This window comes from Methanobrevibacter sp. (assembly GCF_030539555.1).
Classification (GTDB): Archaea; Methanobacteriota; Methanobacteria; order Methanobacteriales; family Methanobacteriaceae; genus Methanocatella.
This window is the reverse complement of record NZ_JAUNXX010000028.1, coordinates 1-20,579: the sequence shown is the minus strand read 5'-3', so window position 1 is coordinate 20,579 and position 20,579 is coordinate 1. Positions and strand designations below refer to the sequence as shown.

At 32.3% G+C, this 20,579-nt stretch carries 23 protein-coding genes and 1 pseudogene; 8 read left to right on the top strand and 16 right to left on the bottom strand.

The genetic code is table 11. The annotated features are described in order from the left end of the window. From Q4Q55_RS06470 to Q4Q55_RS06445, 6 genes and pseudogenes are all read left to right on the top strand, one after another. A pseudogene (locus Q4Q55_RS06470) lies at positions 1-162 on the top strand (DNA topoisomerase VI); the annotation flags it as partial. A gap of 98 nt (positions 163-260) precedes the next feature. After that, a complete protein-coding gene (locus Q4Q55_RS06465) occupies positions 261-533 on the top strand; it encodes a metal-sensing transcriptional repressor (RefSeq protein WP_303372007.1) in 273 nt (90 codons plus the stop codon). Between the two features lie 62 nt (positions 534-595). Beyond that, positions 596-2,467, top strand: coding sequence for a cation-translocating P-type ATPase (locus Q4Q55_RS06460; RefSeq protein ID WP_303372006.1), 1,872 nt, complete (start codon positions 596-598; stop codon positions 2,465-2,467). A gap of 21 nt (positions 2,468-2,488) precedes the next feature. Beyond that, the gene (locus Q4Q55_RS06455; RefSeq protein ID WP_303372005.1) at positions 2,489-2,692 is read left to right on the top strand and encodes a heavy-metal-associated domain-containing protein; all 204 of its coding nucleotides are present in this window, start codon (positions 2,489-2,491) and stop codon (positions 2,690-2,692) included. 120 nt (positions 2,693-2,812) lie between these two features. Continuing rightward, positions 2,813-3,829, top strand: coding sequence for a phosphorylating glyceraldehyde-3-phosphate dehydrogenase (locus tag Q4Q55_RS06450; protein WP_303372004.1), 1,017 nt, complete (start codon positions 2,813-2,815; stop codon positions 3,827-3,829). Between the two features lie 34 nt (positions 3,830-3,863). Continuing rightward, a complete protein-coding gene (locus Q4Q55_RS06445) occupies positions 3,864-4,700 on the top strand; it encodes a TIM barrel protein (RefSeq protein WP_303372003.1) in 837 nt (278 codons plus the stop codon). On the opposite strand, the gene Q4Q55_RS06440 is transcribed toward Q4Q55_RS06445, so the two are convergent. Together Q4Q55_RS06440 and Q4Q55_RS06435 are read right to left on the bottom strand one after the other, a co-directional pair. Continuing rightward, positions 4,697-5,200, bottom strand: coding sequence for a zinc ribbon domain-containing protein (locus Q4Q55_RS06440; RefSeq protein WP_303372002.1), 504 nt, complete (start codon positions 5,198-5,200; stop codon positions 4,697-4,699). The genes Q4Q55_RS06445 and Q4Q55_RS06440 overlap by 4 nt on opposite strands. Continuing rightward, positions 5,187-6,290, bottom strand: coding sequence for a metallophosphoesterase (locus tag Q4Q55_RS06435; protein WP_303372001.1), 1,104 nt, complete (start codon positions 6,288-6,290; stop codon positions 5,187-5,189). Before Q4Q55_RS06435 ends, Q4Q55_RS06440 begins: the two co-directional genes overlap by 14 nt. Before the next feature lie 103 nt (positions 6,291-6,393). On the opposite strand from Q4Q55_RS06435, the gene Q4Q55_RS06430 reads away from it, so the two are divergent. Next, positions 6,394-7,518, top strand: a complete 1,125-nt coding sequence (locus tag Q4Q55_RS06430; RefSeq protein WP_303372000.1) for an AAA family ATPase — start codon at positions 6,394-6,396, stop codon at positions 7,516-7,518. Between the two features lie 9 nt (positions 7,519-7,527). On the opposite strand, the gene hemA is transcribed toward Q4Q55_RS06430, so the two are convergent. From hemA to Q4Q55_RS06415, 3 genes are read right to left on the bottom strand one after another with little or no spacing between them, the layout of a single operon-like run. Next, entirely contained in the window at positions 7,528-8,727 is a 1,200-nt protein-coding gene (gene hemA / locus Q4Q55_RS06425; protein WP_303371999.1) for a glutamyl-tRNA reductase, read from the bottom strand. After that, positions 8,727-9,344, bottom strand: a complete 618-nt coding sequence (locus Q4Q55_RS06420) for a bifunctional precorrin-2 dehydrogenase/sirohydrochlorin ferrochelatase (RefSeq protein ID WP_303371998.1) — start codon at positions 9,342-9,344, stop codon at positions 8,727-8,729. The genes hemA and Q4Q55_RS06420 overlap by 1 nt, the downstream gene beginning before the upstream one ends. 1 nt (position 9,345) lies before the next feature. Beyond that, the gene (locus Q4Q55_RS06415; protein WP_303371997.1) at positions 9,346-9,828 is read right to left on the bottom strand and encodes a methanogenesis marker 9 domain-containing protein; all 483 of its coding nucleotides are present in this window, start codon (positions 9,826-9,828) and stop codon (positions 9,346-9,348) included. Between the two features lie 253 nt (positions 9,829-10,081). Here Q4Q55_RS06415 and Q4Q55_RS06410 point away from each other — a divergent pair, with 253 nt between their 5' ends. After that, a complete protein-coding gene (locus Q4Q55_RS06410) occupies positions 10,082-10,768 on the top strand; it encodes a M48 family metallopeptidase (RefSeq protein ID WP_303371996.1) in 687 nt (228 codons plus the stop codon). Between the two features lie 5 nt (positions 10,769-10,773). Here the strand turns inward: Q4Q55_RS06410 and atwA are convergent, their stop codons facing one another. The 11 genes from atwA to Q4Q55_RS06355 form a co-directional block, all read right to left on the bottom strand. After that, a complete protein-coding gene (gene atwA / locus Q4Q55_RS06405; protein WP_303371995.1) occupies positions 10,774-12,372 on the bottom strand; it encodes a methyl coenzyme M reductase system, component A2 in 1,599 nt (532 codons plus the stop codon). A gap of 108 nt (positions 12,373-12,480) precedes the next feature. After that, positions 12,481-13,191 (bottom strand): MJ0144 family RNA dihydrouridine synthase-like protein, encoded by a 711-nt coding sequence (locus tag Q4Q55_RS06400; RefSeq protein ID WP_368660147.1) that lies wholly within the window; start codon positions 13,189-13,191, stop codon positions 12,481-12,483. Between the two features lie 29 nt (positions 13,192-13,220). Beyond that, on the bottom strand, positions 13,221-13,982 hold the full coding sequence (locus Q4Q55_RS06395) for a GTP cyclohydrolase III (RefSeq protein WP_303371993.1): 762 nt from the start codon (positions 13,980-13,982) through the stop codon (positions 13,221-13,223). 20 nt (positions 13,983-14,002) lie between these two features. Further along, the gene (gene cofD / locus Q4Q55_RS06390) at positions 14,003-14,908 is read right to left on the bottom strand and encodes a 2-phospho-L-lactate transferase (RefSeq protein ID WP_303371992.1); all 906 of its coding nucleotides are present in this window, start codon (positions 14,906-14,908) and stop codon (positions 14,003-14,005) included. 9 nt (positions 14,909-14,917) lie between these two features. Then, complete coding sequence (locus Q4Q55_RS06385) at positions 14,918-15,682, bottom strand: coenzyme F420-0:L-glutamate ligase (RefSeq protein WP_303371991.1); 765 nt, start codon at positions 15,680-15,682, stop codon at positions 14,918-14,920. Positions 15,683-15,715: 33 nt separating this feature from the next. Next, on the bottom strand, positions 15,716-16,342 hold the full coding sequence (locus Q4Q55_RS06380; RefSeq protein WP_303371990.1) for an IMP cyclohydrolase: 627 nt from the start codon (positions 16,340-16,342) through the stop codon (positions 15,716-15,718). 15 nt (positions 16,343-16,357) lie between these two features. Then, the gene (locus Q4Q55_RS06375; protein WP_303371989.1) at positions 16,358-16,771 is read right to left on the bottom strand and encodes a biopolymer transporter ExbD; all 414 of its coding nucleotides are present in this window, start codon (positions 16,769-16,771) and stop codon (positions 16,358-16,360) included. An 8-nt stretch (positions 16,772-16,779) separates the two neighbouring features. After that, a complete protein-coding gene (locus Q4Q55_RS06370; RefSeq protein WP_303371988.1) occupies positions 16,780-17,619 on the bottom strand; it encodes a MotA/TolQ/ExbB proton channel family protein in 840 nt (279 codons plus the stop codon). Positions 17,620-17,710: 91 nt separating this feature from the next. Beyond that, positions 17,711-18,325, bottom strand: coding sequence for a ribonuclease HII (gene rnhB / locus Q4Q55_RS06365; RefSeq protein ID WP_303371987.1), 615 nt, complete (start codon positions 18,323-18,325; stop codon positions 17,711-17,713). A 45-nt stretch (positions 18,326-18,370) separates the two neighbouring features. Continuing rightward, the gene (locus Q4Q55_RS06360; protein WP_303371986.1) at positions 18,371-19,444 is read right to left on the bottom strand and encodes a rod shape-determining protein; all 1,074 of its coding nucleotides are present in this window, start codon (positions 19,442-19,444) and stop codon (positions 18,371-18,373) included. A 2-nt stretch (positions 19,445-19,446) separates the two neighbouring features. After that, on the bottom strand, positions 19,447-20,085 hold the full coding sequence (locus tag Q4Q55_RS06355; RefSeq protein ID WP_303371985.1) for a hypothetical protein: 639 nt from the start codon (positions 20,083-20,085) through the stop codon (positions 19,447-19,449). Positions 20,086-20,579 lie beyond the last annotated feature (494 nt).

Below are 20,579 nucleotides of genomic sequence, written 5' to 3'. Positions count from 1 at the left end.
AAAGACCCAAGGTATAAAACTGATTTCTGGCAAACTGAAATTAAAAAGATGCTTAAGATAGGTAAAAAAGCAGAACAGCAATCTTTCTCAAAATATGGGCTTGAATACGTTGTAGACGAGTATTTCCCAGCCAAATTTGAGGAAATGGAAAATCAAGCATAGGCTTGATATTTTCCTCCTTTTTTTATTTTTTTTAATTAAATCAAAATATTTATATACTAATTTTAATATATACCCCCATAGGTATAGGTTGTGTTATTTTGAAAGAATGTATGGATAGTGAAAATCTACATAGAAGACTTAAAAAAATCATCGGACAAATCAATGCAATTGACCGCATGATTGATGAAGATATTGAATGTGAACAAATATTGATGCAAGTAAATGCTGCAAAATCAGCATTACACAAAGTTGGACACATAATTGTTGAAGGCCACCTTGAACATTGTGTTAAGGAGGCAATTGAAGAAGGGGATGCTGACGAAGCATTAGGTGACATCTCATCAATTTTAGAATACTATTCCAGACTTTAATTTTTTTTAAAATAACTTTATATACCCCTAGGGGTATACCTATACTATTGGGGCTGTTTAATATGAATTTTAAAATTGATAAAAGACAAAAGGTAGATTTGATACTTATCGCAATATCCGCAATAAGTATTATTGCCAGTTTTATATTATCCATCAGCTATCTCTCTTGGATTGCAATAATATTATGCGGGATACCAATATTTAAAGAATGTATTGAAGGATTAATTACAGAATTTAATATTAAGGCAGATTTGCTTGTAACAATCGCAATCATTGCATCAATTATTATAGGTGAAGTTTTTGCAGCAGGTGAAATTGCAACAATCATGACAATAGGTGGGTTTTTAGAAGAATATACCCTATCAAGAACTCGAGGAAGAATCGAAGAGCTTGTAAAACTTACCCCACAAATCGCAACAAGAGTTAAAAACGGTAAAGAAGAACAGATTCCAGTTGAAGAAGTGAAAATTGGAGATAACCTAAAAGTTCTTCCGGGAGAAAGCATCCCCACTGATGGTGTAATTATTGATGGGCAAACCTCAATTAACCAAGCAACCTTAACCGGCGAATCATTACCCGTTGACAAGGTTAAAAATGACGAGGTTTACAGTGGAACAATAAATCTTTACGGATCATTCACCATGAAAGCAACAAATACAAGTGAAGACAGTTCTTTTCAAAAGCTAATTAAATTAGTTGAATCTTCAAAACCTGAAAATGCCAAAATCGTGAAATCAGCTGATAGATGGGCAACATGGATTGTGATTATTGCTTTTTCTGCAGCAATACTAACATACCTATTTACTGGAGAAATTATAAGATCAGTTACCATTTTAGTGGTGTTCTGTCCATGTGCATTAGTACTTGCCACACCAACTGCAATCATGGCAAGCATTGGAAATTTAACAAAACATGGAATCTTAGTGAAAGATGGAGAATCCATAGAAGAGCTAGCTCATGTAAACGAATTCATTTTCGATAAGACAGGGACATTAACATACGGAACACCTGAAGTTACAAATGTAGTTTCAGATAACAAAAAAGAGATGATGTACCTATTATCTTCACTGGAATCAAAATCAGAACATCCTTTAGCCAAATCTATTGTAAAACATTATAACAATAATGACTTAGCAGAAGTGTCTGAATTTGAAATGTTGATTGGGAAAGGAGTTAAAGGAAAAATAAACAACGAATTAATATTAGCTGGAAATAAAAAACTTTTAGAAAGTGAAAATATTTCCACAGCCTATGATGACCAGCCAACTAACGGTGAGACTGAAATCTATGTATCAAAAAACAGAAAAGTTCTAGGAAAAGTGGTCTTAGCAGATGTCTTAAGAGAAAATTCAAGGCAAACAATCAAAAGACTCAAATGTCTTGGAATTAAAACAACTTTGCTTAGCGGAGATAATGAGAAAACAGGTTCCTACATTGCCCGTGAAGTGAAAATAACAAATGCACAATTTAATTGTTTGCCCGAAGATAAAAGTAAATACATAAAGCAGAGACAATTGAAAAACAACAAGGTTGCTATGATTGGAGATGGAATAAATGATGCACCCTCTTTAAGAAAGGCGAATGTTGGAATAGCAATGGGAAGTATCGGAAGTGACATATCAATCGATGCTGCCAATATTGCCCTCATTAACGACAATATCGAAGACATACCTCATTTAATAGCTATTGCTAGAAAAACCCTAAAAATAATTAATCTTAACATTGCATTCTCCCTTGGATTGAATATTTTTGCAATGGCTTTGGCCATCTTAGGAGTTTTAGACCCCATTGCCGGAGCACTAGTTCACAACATAGGGTCTGTTATCGTAATAATCTACTCCTCCACCCTAGTTAACTTCAAAATGTCCCGAAAAGATTACATGAAACCAAAAAAGTTAGGCATAACTAAAAGTTTAAATAAGCCGATAACATAATAATAGATAAGGTGAATTATTATGGCTGAAAAAGAAATTAAAGTTGTGGGTATGCACTGCCCATCATGCGTAAATGCTGTTGAACTTTCCCTAAAAGACGTTGATGGAATTGAAGATGCTAAAGCAGACTTAGACTCTGGAATTACCACCATCACAATGTCTGATGATGTAAGTGATGCAGACATTAATGAAGCTGTTGAAGAAGCAGGTTTTAAAGTAGAATAATTCTACTTCTTTTTCTTTTTTTATTACTTTCTTATTTTCAAATATCAAATTATAAATAACTTAAACAACAGATTTTAATTCATATAATAATTTAATTATATAATTTAAAAAGGGATTAAAATGAAAACTGTTGCTATTAATGGTTATGGAACCATCGGTAAAAGAGTGGCAGATGCTGTAGCTGCTCAAGATGATATGAAGATAGTTGGTGTAAGTAAAACTAGACCAAACTATGAAGCAAGAACTGCTGTTGAAGAAAAAGGCTATCCATTATACATTGGAATTCCGGAAAGAGAACAACTATTCAAAGATGCTGGAATTGAAATAGCTGGTACTGTTGAAGAAATGATTCAAGAAGCAGATGTTGTTGTTGACTGTACTCCTGGAAGTATCGGACCACAAAACCTTGAAATGTATAAAAAAGCTGGAGTCAAAGCAATCTATCAAGGTGGAGAAGACCATGAGCTAACCGGTCTTTCATTTAATGCTATTTCCAATTATGATGATTCATATGGTGCAGATTACACTAGAGTAGTTTCCTGCAATACCACTGGATTAACCCGTACATTATCCACAATTGACCCTATTGCTAATATTAAAAAAGTTAGAGCGGTGATGGTAAGAAGAGGATCAGACCCATCCGAAATCAAGAAAGGACCAATCAATGCAATTGTTCCAAACCCTCCAAAAGTGCCATCCCACCACGGCCCTGATGTAAAAACTGTCATGAAAGGAATTGATGTGACAACCATGGCATTGCTCGTGCCTACCACATTAATGCACCAACACAACATTATGGTTGAAATCAACAATGAAGTTGAAACTGAAGAAATTATTGAGGCTTTAGAAAAACGTTCCAGAGTGATTGTTGTTTCAGCTGAAGAAGGTTTAGGTTCAACTGCCGAATTAATGGAATATGCTAAAGAACTTGGAAGAAACAGAAACGATTTATATGAAATTCCAGTTTGGAAAGAATCCATTAATGTTGTAGGTAACGAATTATTCTACATGCAAGCAGTGCACCAAGAATCTGATGTAATACCTGAAAATATTGATGCTATCCGTGCACTTTTAGAAATGGAAAAAGATAACGAAAAATCAATAGCAAAAACAAACAAAGCTATGGGAATATTCTAAATTCCCTCTTTTTTACTATTTTTTACTGATTTAAATGAAACATGATGTACTTTTTGGACCTGCTGGAAGTCCAGTTGATTATAAAGGTGCAGCATATAAGGCTCCAAAATATATCTCTGAAGAGGGGCTTGACTCTTATGAATATCAAACACCATATGGAGTGAGAATTGGAGAAAAGGCTGCCACAACCCTTAAAGAAGAATCTCAAAAACATGACATTCTAATTTCCATGCACGGTCCATACTATATTAACCTATGTGCAAAGGATGAAGAAAAATTAGATAAAAGCATTGGCCATTTGATATCATTAGCACGTGCAGGAGAATGGATGGGAGCATACAGATTAGTGTTTCATCCAGGTGCCTACATGAACAGGAAACCTGAAAAAGCTATGGAAATATCTAAAAATACTGTCAGCAGATTATTTGAAGAACTTGAAGCCGAAGGCATTGAAGATTTTACATTCGCTCCGGAAACTACAGGTAAACGAGTCCAACAAGGAAATATTCAAGAGATTGTTGAGTTGTGCGCTACTTTTGATCACTTTGAACCTACAATTGACTTTGCACATATTCATGCTCGTGGAAGAGGATTTTTGACCAAAAAAGATGATTACAATTGCATTTTTTCAACAATTGAAGAGAAATTGGACATTGACCGCCTGCATTGTCACTTTACAACAATCGAATATTCATCACATGGGGAAGTAAAACATCACACATTAGACGAAAGTGATGAATATGGTCCGAATATAAAAGATTTGCTTGAAAACTTAATAGATAATGGATGGAAGGCCAATATTATTTGTGAAACCCCACTTAGGGATTTGGATTCCTTAAAAATGAAAGAATTATATGAAAAGATGATTTAATAATCTTTTACAGAATCAATTAAACTGTCTAGTTCCTTCGTTAAATTTTCAACTTCATTTTTACTTCTATCCGACAAATTGATTATCAGCTCATCTATGAATTCTTCCAATTTATCAATTATCCCATTTAGTGTGTGGATTTTATCGTCAAGTTCTTTTTTAATTTTTGTAGATGCGCCATCAGATAAATCAATAATGCTTAATGCAACTTCAACATTATTATAAAAAACATTATTGCTGTCGTTGATTGTTGAGATAAAATTATTGTAACTTCTTTCGGAAGGTTTAAAATGCTTATTGATCAATTCAATTGCATTATTCACTTTTGAATCATATTCCTTGCTTAAGTTTTCAATCTTGATTTTGTATTTTAAAAAGAAGTCATCATCATCTATTAATTCAAAATCACTATATCCCAACTTAACTCCGCAATTTGGACAGAATTTATCAGAAGGTTGTAATTTAAATCCGCATTCACTACAAAACTTAAACCCTTTCATGTTTTATACTCCCAGTTATATTTTTTCTCAATTTTAAAATAACCATCTCAGAATCCGTACCCCACCTCATTGGAGTATCCATAGACCCCACACCAGTCGTTACATGCAGATATTTGCCCAAATCATTTTTGAAAAGTCCCTTATTATACTTAAACATTAATTTTGTAAAATTGATTGCAGGATAAAACTGCCCTCCGTGAGTGTGGCCGGACAATTGTATATCAAAGCCTAAAGATGACAATTCCTCCCAATAGTAGGGAACATGATAATTGATTATATTAACCAAATTAGGATTTAAACTGTTCCTAATTTCATCTACAGTAGGCATTTCAACATCATCAAAGCTAAATGTTAATCCATATACATTCAAATTCTTAAATTCAAATTTATCATTATCCAATACAATAATACCTGCATTTCTACAAGCTTCAATAACATTTTCAATTCCAGGATAGAAATCATGATTTCCAGGTGTGAAAATTATCGGCATATCAACATCTTTTAATGCATCAAAATCACTACTTTCAACTACACTGGACCCATCTGCCAGGTCCCCCGAAATAATAGCCATCTCACAGGTATTTTCCAATTCTTTTAATTTATCTGCAACTTGTTGGATAATATTTTTATGCCTTACCGAACCAAAATGCACATCTGACAAATGGACAATGTCGATATCATGAGCTAAATCATCCAAGTATAATGTACACTCATTGACAATTAATTTATGTGCTTTATAATAATTATATATGCCCAAAATAGGAACTGCAGCCAATAACAAGAAAATTATTTCATTAGGAATCATGACAAACATTCCAATCAAATAAATTACAACAATATCAATCAGAAACATTAATGATGCCCACAGCCAAATGCCATCAACGGTCTGCAGAAATCTTGTGATTCCTCTTGATTTTTTTGTTTCAAATAACATTGGAATGAAATGCGATAAACCAATGAAGATTGCTATTGAACCCAGACACACATCATTCATGTCCCAAACTAATAAAAACACGTATTTTAACAAGAAGAATTGAAATACGATGTAGAATGGAGTCATAAATAGTACTCGTCTTGTTCTGAAACTCATGATTTTCGCCACCTACTTTTAATATATAAGTCATTGTTTAAATAATAAAACATACAAATAAGAAAAATGTTAAAAATTAGTGAAAAATCTAGGAAGTGAATTGTTGAAAACAGATAATAAAAAGCCGGAAATAAAATCCGCAACCTCCAAATCATCAAAAAAAGATAATGAAAATAAAGAATATGCTGAATATGTTGTTCTCAAAGCCGTTGGTTATCCTTTTGATTTCAATTTAATCGAAAACGACTTTGAAATTACCAACAAAGAATTATTTGAAGAATATGCACGAGAACAGTGGTTGGGATTAGAAGTAAACGAAAACTCTTATCTTTTCGATCAAAAAATCATACCTGATTACGGTTTTGAGATAATCACTGCAAAACCAAATGGATCAATAATTTCTGAAAAAACAAAAATAAAACTTATTGATGAAGAGATTAACAAATCAAAAGACGAAATCAAATTTGACTCTTCCATTAAACTTTCAGATATTATCGGACAGGAAAATGCTAAAAATAAAGTTAAAGTGATAATTAAATATTTGGAAAATCCAGAAAAGTTCGGACCTTGGGCTCCAAAAAATATTTTGTTTTATGGTCTTCCAGGCACTGGTAAAACCATGCTTGTAAAAGCATTAGCTAACGAGCTTGAAGTTCCGCTTCATTTAATTAAAGCAACTTCATTAATAGGAGACCATGTTGGAGATGGTGCATCCAAAATTCATGAATTATTTAGAAAAGCTAGTGAAAAATCACCATCAATAATATTTATTGATGAAATTGATGCCATAGCATTGCACAGGTCATTTCAGGCATTAAGAGGAGACGTATCTGAAATTGTAAATTCCCTTCTAACCGAAATGGATGGAATAATCGAAAACAAATCAATCATAACCATAGGAGCTACAAATAATCCCACTTCACTCGATTATGCAGTTAGAAGCAGATTTGAAGAAGAAATTGAATTTAATTTGCCTAATGACGAAGAGCGAAAAGAGATATTGGAAATAAATCTTAACACCATTCCTCTGGAATATGATTTAGATATGAATAAACTTGTTAAATTAACTAAAAATATGTCTGGAAGAGACATTAAAGAAAAAATTCTTAAAACAGCCCTTCACAATGCGATTGCAAATGACAGCAATACACTCAATATGGAAAATATAAATTATGCAGTAAAATCTGCAAAAATTAAAAATATTGATGTTAAGGGAATGTTTGAATAAATTTAACACCTAATTTGAATTGAATATATACTCTGCTGCTTTGATAACATCCTCATTATCATCTTTTGCAGCATCTTTAACTTTTTTAGAAATATCAAAAAATATTTTGTTAACAATGGAATTTGTAAGATTATTCAAAATTTTTGCACTACCATCTACATCAGACAATTTAGATGACGCTTTTTTAGTTTCACGTTGTCTTATCTCTTCCATAGATGCCCTTAAATTACCTAGAATTTCATCAACTTCCATTATTTTAAACGATTCTTTAAGTAAAATGAACTCTTCATCGATGATGCTTTCTGCTTCACCAAATTCCTTAATCCTGAGATGGGTGTTTTCATCAGCAATTTCTCTTAAATCATCAATATTGAAAGATTTAACACCCAATTCACACACATCATCAGAAATATCTCTTGGATTTGCAATATCAACCATCATCAGGCTTTCATAATCCCTGTCAATGCCCAAAAGACGGTTCTTGGTAATGATTGCATGAGGTGCACTGGTTGCACTGATGACCAAGTCTGCAGTAGCAAGATATTCTTCCAAATCATTGAAAAGAATTGCTTCACCGCCCAAATCCTTAGCAAGCTCAATTGCAACATAGTAAGTTCTATTTGCTACAAAAATTGCATTTAAATCTTTCTCAGCAAGTGCTTTAGCAACCAATCGACCCATTTTTCCAGCACCAATAACCAAAACAGATTTGTCATTCAAGCTACCCATATGTTTTTCTGCAAGGCCAATTGCAGCAGAACCTATGGAAACTGCCCCTTTGTTAATATTGGTCTTATTTCTAACAACTTGCCCAACATGAATCGCTTTTGTAAAAATAGCATCTAAAGATTTGCCGCAATGATGATTTTTAGATGCTTTATGCTTTGCATCCTTGACCTGGCCCAAAATTTGGTCTTCACCGACAATCATTGATTCCAGACCGGAAGTCATACGTAATAAATGCATAACAGCAGATTGACCATATTCGATTATGATGCTTTGATTTTCATGTGACAACAACTCATCATCCTCTTCGATGTAATCATTGTTAATATAATATTCTTTCCGATTACAAGTAGAAATCTCAATATATTCATTTATAGAATATTTATCCTGCAATTTCCAAAACAAATCATCTATATCTTTTGATATACTTTCCATTGATTGTATATCAGCAATTTTATGGTCAACTCTTAAATTAAGTATCACTATAATCCCCTTATTAAATTGTCAATATAAACTTTAGCTTCATCAATCTGATTCCTTTTTATAAAATCATTAATCTTTTCATCTTCAAAAATTTCGTAAAGATATTTTCGTCTTTCTTTTTGAGTTTCAACGGAATCTTTTAAAATAGAACGTGCATAATCCTGGAGTTCAATTTCTAAAATATCCTCTTCAGTAATTATTGACTGTATTTTTTTTCTTAATTGACGAGCCATTAATGGACTTTTTCCATTAGTAAAAATAGATATTTCAACATCCCCGATTTCAAAACTTGTAGGAACAATAATATCTCCCTTTTGCGGAAAATCCGCCCGATTAATCAGTTTACCCCGAGCAATGTTAGAAACATAATCAGACAAGCCTTCATCACCGCTTGCAATTACAACCAAATCAGACCATTCAACTAATCCATCCACATCCTCAATAGAACATAAAACAGCGCCCTTATCTTCAAGGTCATGTGAGATATTACTTCCAGCCAATTTTACATTGGCACCATGATCCAAAAACTTATTTGCCCTTCTAGATGCAACTTCCCCAGTACCTAAAATAAACACATTTAAATTTGATGTTTTAAAATAAAGAGAAGTCCAATCCATTTTAATCAGAATTTTCAAGTGATTTGGCATGCAATACTTTTACTGCAGCCCTTAAATCATTATTACATTCAGTCAGAACATTCATAGCCTCTAATTTAGAAACATTGAATGTTTCAGCTAATGCTTCAGCTTTTTCATCAGGATCCGGTTTTTTAACACCAACTAATCTTTCAGACAATTCCTTTTTTAAATCCAAATAGTCATCATGACTCATACCCATATTTCTTAAAGTCATATCCCTTAATGGGCAAGGTTTAGATGGTTTACAACACCATATGAGTGAGCCGAAGCAAGTTCCGGCACCTTCACCTAATCTGGTTTCTTTTCCGAATTGAATCTTAATATCAATATATTCCTGCGGAGTTAAATTAACTTCCTGCAAAGCATTTAATACTGGGCATGGTTTTACTGGAGGACAACAAAATGCAAGTCCTCTTACATCTCCCCCTCTACAAATATGAGATGGTGCATCTTCCCAAGTCATAATAAACCTCCAAAATAATTTAAGTTCACATTATATAATAAGCTAATAATTATAAAATATTAATATAATTTATTTAAACTATGAATATATAATCTTTTTTATAAAAATATATATAACTAAAAAACAATTATGTAACAAATGACACTTGAGAATATAATATAAATTAACAGATACTAATGACTTGCTAAAAGCATTACAATTTAATAAAAAACACAATAAAGTTTTTAAACCTTAACAATTTTCAGGTAAAAAGATGAGCAAAGAAAAAATCATTATTGAAGACATAAACATTACACTATATCGAAAAAACATTAAAAATATGTATATGCGCATTTTACCCCCAAACGGCGAAGTTAAAGTATCTGCCCCACTATTTTTATCCGATGAGGACATATTCAATTTCATTAAATCAAAAAAAGAATGGATAGTTAAAAAACAAAAATTGATTCTGGAAAACAATATACATGGAGAATTGAAATATAAAAACGTTGAAAGACATTATTTATGGGGAAAAGAATACACATTGCAATTAATTTCAAATGAAAAAATTAAAAATGCCTTTGTTAAAGAAACAACCATATATTTACCGACACCAAAAAGAAGCACAATTGATAAAAGAAAGAAAATATTGGATGAATTCTATAGAACTGAAATGAAAAAAGCAGTACCGCCAGTTTTAAAAAAATGCAGTTCAATTGTTGGAAAAAGACCATCAGAAGTAAAAGTTAGAAAAATGAAAAATTGGGGAAACTGCAGATACCACGATAAAAGGATAACATTAAATTTAAAACTAGCAAAAAAAGACCCAAAATGTCTTGAATATGTGATGATTCATGAATTATGCCATCTGATTGAATTCAATCACGGAAAAAAATTTAAAAAATTAATGGACAAATATTGTCCCGATTGGAAAAAAATAAAAAAAATGTTAAATGAATAAGAAAACTAATGTTCTTTTAACATGTCTTCTTTTTCATCAGGAGTTAATTGTTGAACTATCTCTTCAGGAGTGCCAATATCAAGGAGTTTGCCTCCCCTCATCAAAGCAGCCCTATCACAAACATCTAAAACAAAGTCCATATCGTGAGAAATGATAATAAATGTTTGTTCTAATTCTGTACGTGCTTTTAAGATAGAATCAGTTACAACAACACGAGTAACAGGGTCCATAGTACCTGTTGGTTCATCCAAAACAATAAGATTTGGTTCTTTGATTAAAACTTGTGCAAGAGCCACCCTGTGTTTTTCTCCAACACTTAATTGATCTGGATATTTATCAAGGATACTATTAGCCACTGCTTCAGAGAATCCTACAGTTGTCAATGCATGAACCGCTTTAATTTTACCAAACTCAGCAGGTAAATTTAAACTAATAGCATCAGTTAGGTTACCTAAAATAGTCCTATGAGGATATAATGAATATTCTTGGTGTAATAAACCTATATAAGGCATGATACGACCACGGTTTAAAGGACCAACTTTAGTCATGTCAATCCATTCATCACCAAGTTTAATTTCTATATCACCGCTACTTGGTTCAGTCAGTCCCATTAACATTCTTGTAGTGGTTGTTTTACCGGAACCGCTTAATCCTACAATACCGAAAATTTCCTCTTTATTGATTTCTAAGCTAATTCCGTCAACAGCTTTAACTACTCCTCTTTCAATTGAATAATAATGTTTTTTAACATCTTCAAGAACTACTTGCTTCTCACCGAATTCCGGGATTTCTGGTTTTTTAGGAATTGGTACAGTTTCCATGAAATGATCTACAACAGTTTGCGGATTGCCTTCTTCTTTAATTTGACCATCTTCCAACCAGATTACATTATCTGCAAGTTCAGTCATTACTTCCGGCCAGTGGGAAGTGATTAACATAGTGATTCCTTTATCTTTTACACCTTCTTTCAAAGTATTGTGAAGTTTTACTGCAGTTTGCGGATCTAAAGTACCTGTTGGTTCATCAGCTAAAAACATCATAGGATTTTTAGCCAATTGTCTTGCAAGCACGACTCTTTGTTTTTCCCCACCACTTAAATCACGAGCAATGTGGGTAATCCTATGATTCATCTGAACCATTTCCAATAATTCTAAAGCAAAGTATAAACCTTCTTCATAATCTTTATCTTCAGGCATTGCCCTCATTACATTCTCGATTACAGTTTCTTCATCATACAATGCAAAGTTACGTTGCAACATGATGGAAATTCTTCTTTTAATGCTTGCAAACAATTTTCTTTCTGCATTAAAGAAATCTACCTCTTTAACTTCCAAAGTTGCACCACAACTACATTTTTCACCGACGTGGGATGGTGAGTCAACAGCCAAACATTTCGGACAAACGGCAAGATTCATTATAATACTACCAGAATCAGGCATATAATCTTTAGTTCCTCTTAACATGTTTATTAAAACAGATTTTCCACTTCCACTACGTCCCAAAATACCTAAAGTTTCCCCTTCGCTAATCTTTAAATTAATATCTTTAAGAACATCAACATCATCAAAAGATTTTGTTATATTTTTAAGTGTAATAAAATCCATGAAATCACCTATTAAAATAATTTTTATAATAAACTATTAATAATACTTTCTAATAACAATTGTTTTAAAGCACTCGTTATACATTTGACTAAAAATTGTTTAAAAATATTAAAATTGAGAAATTTTAAAGTCCAAATTGCCGGAAATAACTGCTCTTGCTATTGAAAATCCATAAATTCCAGTTTTAACCATTTTCTTAATATTTTCTTCGCAATTGATAGAGTTATTTCCAATAACTTTAACTTTAGTGTTGTCACAAACTTTTTTTAAAAGATCATAATCAGCATCAAACACGCCATTCTTCATAGCATCAATATGCAAATAATCCGCACCTGCATCTTCAATCAGATGAGCAACATGCAATGTATCGATTCCATCAACATTTGCTCTGATTTTTACTGAAACCTCACAGTCAACATTATCAGCAATTTGTGAAATGAAATCCTGCAAATCAGGCCTTTTCAACATTTCTTGTCCACAACCAATGGATGTGATTTCATCTTGGCGACAATGACAATTAATTTCAACAATATCCAACCCTTTAATTTTACCAACTTCGATAATTGGTTGTGGAGTGGTTGCTCTAACATTTGCAGATACTTTTACATTCCTGTGAACATTCTTAATTGAGGTAACTTCCTTTTCAATATGTGAAAATATTTCATCTAAAGAAAAATCAAATTCTTTTCTTCCCCTTTCAACAATTTTTTTGCTTGCTTCAATTGTTGGCTCATCCAAGCTATAACCGCCCAAAGTAGCTACATCAAAACCATATGGAATAACTTTGTTCAAAAATTCGGAATTAGATATTCCCGCCATTGGCGCAACTACTTTCAACATTGTCTCACTTAGTATTCTTTTTCAATTACCCAAGTCCACATTTCATTATTATTAGCACGGATTTCTTCAAGACCAATATCAGCCATATAAGCCGCATCTTCAGCATTTTTACCTCTACCAATACCGGCTTTGAGTTTAATGCCAATTTCTTCATCTATTTCAACCATTATTTCTTCAATTTCTTTTTCAGTCAAACCATTGCATGGGGACATGAAGTTATCACCGCCAATGAAGAACAATAATGCGCCTTTCTTAATTAATTTAGTCATCAAGTAATGTTGGGCTTTATTAACCATGAAACTTGTATCAAAAGCTGATTCGATATCAGTTAAAGTTTCGGTTACACTATTAATATCAATGTGCGCTGCCTGAACATAACTATCCTCTTCATTGACTAAGCTATCTATGGCCAATATCTCTTTTCTTTCACCAGATTGTGCACTACCTGCCTTTTGAAGAGCAATAGTTGCTAATTTTTGAGCTTCATGAGGAGTTTCAGCAGCACCTACACCCATACTGATAGTTATAGGATATCTATTTCTGATTGATCTTTGAATTCTTAAATGGTCTTCTTCATCAAGACCATTAGAAATTGCAAGTAAATTATCAAATCTTGTAAAGAAAACTAAACCTTTTTTATTACCGAAATGATTATTTAAATCAGCAAATAAATTAGCTTGAAGCATTTGTAAATCAGATTCTGTACGTGGCCTTGGAGTTACAGTCCATGGTCCGTAATTGTCAATTTGTATTAATGTCATTTGTATCATTTGATAATCGCCTCTTTAAATTAAGGAATACTATCTATAATAATTTGTGCCAAATTTTTCTTAGCATCTAAATTATTCATAATTGTATTTGTAATTGTTACCTTATTAACTATTTGATTTAATTGTTGTTTTTTATCAGCATCTTTATTATCTATAACAATATTATCTAAAAAATCTTCATATAATGATGCAACACCAACTGATGAAACATCAATATTTAATGCTTTCATGAACTTACTGGCAGGACCTGAAACAGAATCAGAACCAATAATTGGAGATACCGCAACTACATATGTATCTCTTAAAGCATCTTTAACACCATCTAAAGACAATATTGGAGAAATTGAAGTAATAGGATTAGAAGGACCAATAATAACTGCTTGTGAATTTTCAATCGAATTGATAATTCCTGAAGCAGGTGAAACATCAGAAAATTTAATATCAAGAACTTCGGGTTGTGATTGATGTTTTATTAAAAAATCATGGAATTCCAACTCACCGATATCCGTGATTATCTTAATGTCCGAGTTTTCATCACTCATTGGAATTATTTTAGAGGGTATGCCCATTTTTTCTGCTTGAATTTCAACAGCTTTAGAGAGACCATACTCTTCCATTAGCTGAGTTTTCTGTATTTTTGTAGCCCTATCAATATCCCCAATTCTGAGCAGTTCAGGACATCCAATTTCATCAAGCCTTTCATGAGTAATAAATGTATCTCCTTTAACCCCATACCATAACTCATCATTAATCATGTCAGACATAGTGTAGAGTACAGTATCAATGTCCGCAGAAACATAAACGCCTGAAAAATAATCGTTTTCTAAAGTATTCACAATAATTGTCAAATCATTTGGATCGACAATTTCTTTAAGTCCTTGCAATAATTTTGGAGTGCCTGTGCCTCCAGATAAAACAGTAATCATAAATTTCACTTATTTTCTAAATACATCAAATTCTTTTGGCATTATAATAGAATCCATACCTGCATCAATATTTCTCAAAGTGTCAAAACTAGAAAATCCTCGAATTAAAACAATCGGAAGACCTTCATCTGCCTGACCCATGATAAGTGATGCCGCTGCTGCCAATTCGTCAGCAGTTGCAATTTCCGTGGTTTCTAATTCACGCCCATATAAATCTTTTTCACCAACTCTTCTCCAAAGAGGAGATATTCCAGAACATCCAATTGCAGTTCCTATAGCACCAAATCTAAATGCTCTACCCTGAGTATCAGTAATTATAACAGCAATTTCTTCTTCAAATTCATTTTCTAATGCTTCTCGAATTTTGTTAGCGGATTTATCAGGATTTATTGGCATTGGAGTGGCTAAACCTTCACCCACATTAGATTCATCAATACCTGCATTAGCACAAACAAAACCATGCTTTGTTTCGGTTATTATGAAATTAGGACCAACTTCAACGACTTCATTGGACTCATTTAAAATAGCTTCGACCAATTTAGGGTCTTTTTTAGATTTTTCAGCCAAACTTATTGCTTTTTCAGAAGGAATCAATTCATCGATTTTGATAAAGTTTCCTTCAGATTTGGAAATTAAAGTCTCAGCAATTAAAATAATATCCCCATGATTAATAGAACAGCCCTGCTTGTCAATCGCATCTTTAATAATCAGTGCAATATCACTATCACTATCCACAATAGGCACATTATCTAAACCGATTAATTCAATTGTCATAATATCAACGTGAAATTAAAAAAAAATAAAAAATTATGGATTATAGACATCTATAGTCCATTCTCCATTAAAAACAGCTGCCCCAGAAGTTACTGGCTTTTTATAATTAGCAAAAGTACCTTCATCAAAAATAAATTTAGCTGATTCAGCAGCAGTTTTTGCATCAAATTCTACAACATCATGTACTTGACTACCATAAGTTGAAATAAATACGGCTTCACCATAAGGAACTGCCTCAACCAATAATTTCTTATCGTTAGCAATTCCAATATAACAACCGTATTCATCCTTCTTGTTAGTGGATGTGACAACACCAGCTATTCTTGGAGTATGATAATCATCTTTTTCATAGTCCATAGTAAGCAAGGAATATGCAATAGCATCTTTAATGTTCATTCCCAATGATATTTTATCAGCAATAACATCAGTATGAGCTCCATTTGATACAATTGCCATATCTTTTACAATACGAATACAATTATATGTAATATATGTGTTTTCGTAAATATCCTTTTCAAAACCTTCCTTCGGAACAATAGCTGCACGATTATCAAATTTTAAGCATTGCCTATTAGGAAATGACCTACTTGATACACGATAAGCAACGAAAGGTTTACCATCATTATTCATCCCAATTGATAAAATTCTCCCCGTATACATAGTTATCCCTCAATATTATAACTCCGGACGTTGAACAGCATTATCAGGTGATACTCCTGGAGGAGTAATAATTTCTATTTCACCAGGTTTGATTTTGATTTGACCATTGTCCATAACTTGCGCTTGCACACCTACGGCACTACCCGCAATTGAGTCCGAGTGATCTTGACCATTGACTGTCACTTTATGCAAATTGGCAACAGGGACAACATAATACTCTTGATCACCCGAAATATCAGTTACATTAGGTTTTCCAGTGGCATCATCCACAACATCAGAGTCATCAGCTTGAACATCAGTAGCTGAAAAATTACTTGTTACAACTAAGAAAATCATTATAGTGAATAAAATATCAATAAATGGAACCAAGTTAATACTTGGTTTTTGATTAAGAACTTTCTTTTTATGTCTTCTTACATCAATAGCCATTTAATCACCTATTGTCTTAGTTTACTTTCAGTAATTTCAGCATTAACATTACATTTCTCTAAAATAATATTTGAAATACTCTTATCCAACATACTTGGTTTGAACGAAACCTTAATATTTGCATAAGGATCTGAAATTAATCTGGTATTAACAACCCCTTCAGCTTCTTGAAGAGCTTCTAGAGCACATTCAACATTAGAATCCACTCTAACTTTAACTACTGCATAACCCCAATTAGTCATTTTGGTAGCAAGTTCAATTTTATCCATTTCAGCTTCAATTAATCCTTGGATATAAGTATGGAGCGGAAGTAAGATAATTGCAACTAAAAGACCCATAATTGTAGTTGTTAAAGCAACATAAATACCTTCAGCCATAGCTGCAGAATCAGGATGAACACCCAATGATTTAAATGTCATCCAAATACCGATAACAGTACCGATTAATCCTAAAAATGGGGCTAATTCAGTGAGTGTTTTAATAGTATTCAATCCTTTAGTCATTTTAGCAACTTCAACAATGAAAATCTGTTCCATACTTTCTTCAACTTCGGTTTTGTTTTTATAACCAATCTTTAAAGTTTCTGAAATAATTCTTGAAATAGGATTTTTAAAACCATTTATTTGTTTTAAAGCTTCGACAGCACCACCTCTTTCCATAGAAGCAGTTACAACACCAAAAATTTCAGTAGTGTCTACTTTACTAATTTTTCTAAGATATGAGATTTTTCTAATAGAAATGATGAGCCCATAAACACCTATAAAAAGAATAATATAAGTAATAAGCCCTCCTTGAGTAAAAATATCCACAATTCCATTAAAAAATGAAGTAATATATTCAATAATCATTTTCATCATCTATCTTTTTCAATATTGAAAAAACATATAAAAATAAATTTATTAATTCCTATACTTAAATATTATTTAAATAAAAAGGCATTTATTTCATTTTAGAAACAGTAGCCCATGACCTTCTAACAAACTCAGGCATTTCATCATAAGTATAATTAGTTAAGAATTCTTTTGTAGTTAGATCAGACGGATAACCCGAACCAATCCCTCCCATTTTAATGTATTCTTTATTGATTTCAGATATTTGAGCATCCCTTTCAGCTTTAGCTATTATGGAAGCTGCACTTACCACAATATATTTATCATCAGCCTTATGCTCGGCAATCACATTAACTCCCGTTGATTCACAGAGGTTATTTTGAAATCTTTCAGCTTTAACATCAACAGCATCCACAATTGCTTTTTCAGGATTTAATTTGATAATCAAATCCCTCATTGCATTTTTTTCAATATCATTGAGATTTATTCCCTCTGCCCTCATTTGGTCAATTTCTAAAGCAGTAATGACAACAATTTCATAATCAAACATCTTTTTTAGTTTTCTGGATAAAATTGTACGCCTGTTAGGAGTCAATCTTTTTGAATCTTTAACCCCCATTCTTTCAAGGACCTTTTCCATTTTTTCGGGAACCATAACTCCTGCAATAACCATAGGGCCCAAGACAGATCCCCTGCCCGCTTCATCAATGCCTAAAATATCCATAAAAATCAGTGAAAAAAGTGAAAAAAAAGAAATAAATAAAATTATTTATTTCATAGCTCTAAGACGGACTTCAGGTTCTAATGCAAGAGGTTCTGCAGCAACGATAGCAGTACCTTTTGCAACAACAGTCATTGGGTCTTCAGAGATTTCTACAGGAATAGAAATTTCATCGAAAATTCTTTCTTTTAATCCTCGAAGTCTTGAACTTCCACCAACTGCAACAGCATTATTATAAACGCCCATCATTAATTCAGGAGACAGTCTTTCTAAAATTACATTTAATCCACCTACAATTTGTTGCATGAATGGTTCTACAGCATCTGCAACTAACATTGAATCAATAACAACTTTTTTAGGTCTGTTAGTTTCTAAAGATTTACCAATGACTTCAACACTTAAGTTTTCAAGTTGTTCAGAACAGTGAACCATACCAACTTCAATCTTTGCAGATTCCGCATCATGAATACCAATAGCTACATCATATTTTTCCGCAACAAGTTCAACTATCTTATTATCAACATCATCACCACCACATCTGACGGTTTCAATATCATTAATACCACCAAGAGATATGATTACAATATCAGTTGACCCGGCACCAATATCAATCACCATTGTGCCGTTCGGTTCTGCAATAGGCAAACCTGCACCGATAGCGGCAGCTAATCCTTCACTGATAACCAAAATATTTTGAGCACCAGCTTTTCTACCAATTTCTTCAGCAGCATTCTTTTCCACTTCTGATGCATCACCAGGAATTCCAATAACTATTCTTCCAACACGTTCTCCCTCATTAATACCAATCTGCATTGCCTTAATGAGTAAAGCCTGTGCTTGGACAACATTCTCGATAACTCCTTTTTTCAAAGGCCTTACTGCGAGAATATCCTCTGGAGTTCTTCCAAGCATTCTTTTAGCTTCTTCACCAACAGCCAAAACTTCAGACGGGTCATCTTTTTTAACCGCAACAACAGAAGGTATTTGGTATAAATCAAATTTATCCCCTGAAGGTTTTGCAATAACAGTGTTTAAAGTTCCTAAATCAATTCCTAAACTATTGCTAATGACTTTAGTATCAGTAGTTTCTGGTTCTTCCTCATCCTTTCCAAAAATATTCATGATTATTCCTCCGTTACAATATCTTTAAAATCTATAACGAAAACTTTATTTGATGTAGCGATACTTTGAACCTTTTTAACAAAGGTATCTTTCTCAACTGAAATCAATATTGTAGATAAAACTACCTCATTTGCATTGTAAAATGGTTTCAAAGCAGATTTGACGAAGTTTGGTAATCTTACATCATTATTTAAATCAATATTAATGAAATTAGTAGTTTGTGATTCTTTCAAGATTGCAAATGAAATCCTAGATTTTTCAATGATTGAAACAACATCCCTAATTACGTCATCTGGAGCTACAAAAACCATCAAATTAGGTTCATCAACTAAATTATTTCTTGAAATGGCAATAAAAGCACCACCATTTCTTTCAGTTTCGCGTTTGAAATCATTTAAAACAATTGAATTACCATAAAGCATGATAAAATCAAATTTTTTATCTAATCTGCCTTCTTTTAATATAACATGTTCCCGAAACAGAATTTTAACATTATGATTTGAAGCGATAGCCTTATACGCCATTCCATCAATTAAATCATCGTTGCCTGCAATAATACACCAACTTTTATCAACTTTATAGTTGCTATCGGTGGTTAATCTTGCAGCCTGCCTAAGGACACGTATATTATCTTCAATCATTTAACTACTCGCATTATATTAATTAAATTTTAATTTAACTTTAAATCTGATTTGTCAAATTAAAAAAACATTAAATTTAACATTTAAATAATCGACAAATTGACATTTTTTAAAGTCTAACACTTAATATTTTTTTAAACTATTATTATATATATTTTTGTCTTTGAAGGTTATTTAGATTAAATAAGTTAATAAATTTCAATTATTAAAAGTTTCGTGTGAAAATCAATATTTAAATTAGAAAAATGATTTAAATTTTAAGTAAATTTTAAAATTATGGCTAAATTATTTCAATTGATGAAAAATAACACTTATCAATAACTAAAAATAAATATTAATAATAATAAAGTGAATTAAAAGATAAAATTAATAAGTGATAAGATAAAAAGTATTACTGGAGTTAAAACATGAAAATTGAAAGAACCAATATACAAAGTTTCATAGCGATATCAGACATTATATCATTATTAAATATGAGTTCTGGATTCTTATCA

Coding starts and splice junctions, on each gene's coding strand:
- cofD (WP_303371992.1), bottom strand. CDS start 14,908: ATGATTACTGTTTTATCTGGAGGCACAGGCACTCCAAAATTATTGCAA.
- Q4Q55_RS06400 (WP_368660147.1), bottom strand. CDS start 13,191: ATGGCGGGAATATCTAATTCCGAATTTTTGAACAAAGTTATTCCATAT.
- Q4Q55_RS06415 (WP_303371997.1), bottom strand. CDS start 9,828: ATGACTTGGGAAGATGCACCATCTCATATTTGTAGAGGGGGAGATGTA.
- Q4Q55_RS06385 (WP_303371991.1), bottom strand. CDS start 15,682: ATGACAATTGAATTAATCGGTTTAGATAATGTGCCTATTGTGGATAGT.
- Q4Q55_RS06355 (WP_303371985.1), bottom strand. CDS start 20,085: ATGATTGAAGATAATATACGTGTCCTTAGGCAGGCTGCAAGATTAACC.
- Q4Q55_RS06445 (WP_303372003.1), top strand. CDS start 3,864: ATGAAACATGATGTACTTTTTGGACCTGCTGGAAGTCCAGTTGATTAT.
- Q4Q55_RS06460 (WP_303372006.1), top strand. CDS start 596: ATGAATTTTAAAATTGATAAAAGACAAAAGGTAGATTTGATACTTATC.
- Q4Q55_RS06395 (WP_303371993.1), bottom strand. CDS start 13,982: ATGATACAAATGACATTAATACAAATTGACAATTACGGACCATGGACT.
- atwA (WP_303371995.1), bottom strand. CDS start 12,372: ATGGATTTTATTACACTTAAAAATATAACAAAATCTTTTGATGATGTT.
- Q4Q55_RS06375 (WP_303371989.1), bottom strand. CDS start 16,771: ATGGCTATTGATGTAAGAAGACATAAAAAGAAAGTTCTTAATCAAAAA.
- Q4Q55_RS06410 (WP_303371996.1), top strand. CDS start 10,082: ATGAGCAAAGAAAAAATCATTATTGAAGACATAAACATTACACTATAT.
- Q4Q55_RS06455 (WP_303372005.1), top strand. CDS start 2,489: ATGGCTGAAAAAGAAATTAAAGTTGTGGGTATGCACTGCCCATCATGC.
- Q4Q55_RS06380 (WP_303371990.1), bottom strand. CDS start 16,342: ATGTATACGGGGAGAATTTTATCAATTGGGATGAATAATGATGGTAAA.
- Q4Q55_RS06435 (WP_303372001.1), bottom strand. CDS start 6,290: ATGAGTTTCAGAACAAGACGAGTACTATTTATGACTCCATTCTACATC.
- Q4Q55_RS06420 (WP_303371998.1), bottom strand. CDS start 9,344: ATGGATTGGACTTCTCTTTATTTTAAAACATCAAATTTAAATGTGTTT.
- rnhB (WP_303371987.1), bottom strand. CDS start 18,325: ATGGATATTTTAGGCATTGATGAAGCGGGCAGGGGATCTGTCTTGGGC.
- Q4Q55_RS06450 (WP_303372004.1), top strand. CDS start 2,813: ATGAAAACTGTTGCTATTAATGGTTATGGAACCATCGGTAAAAGAGTG.
- Q4Q55_RS06370 (WP_303371988.1), bottom strand. CDS start 17,619: ATGATTATTGAATATATTACTTCATTTTTTAATGGAATTGTGGATATT.
- Q4Q55_RS06360 (WP_303371986.1), bottom strand. CDS start 19,444: ATGAATATTTTTGGAAAGGATGAGGAAGAACCAGAAACTACTGATACT.
- Q4Q55_RS06440 (WP_303372002.1), bottom strand. CDS start 5,200: ATGAAAGGGTTTAAGTTTTGTAGTGAATGCGGATTTAAATTACAACCT.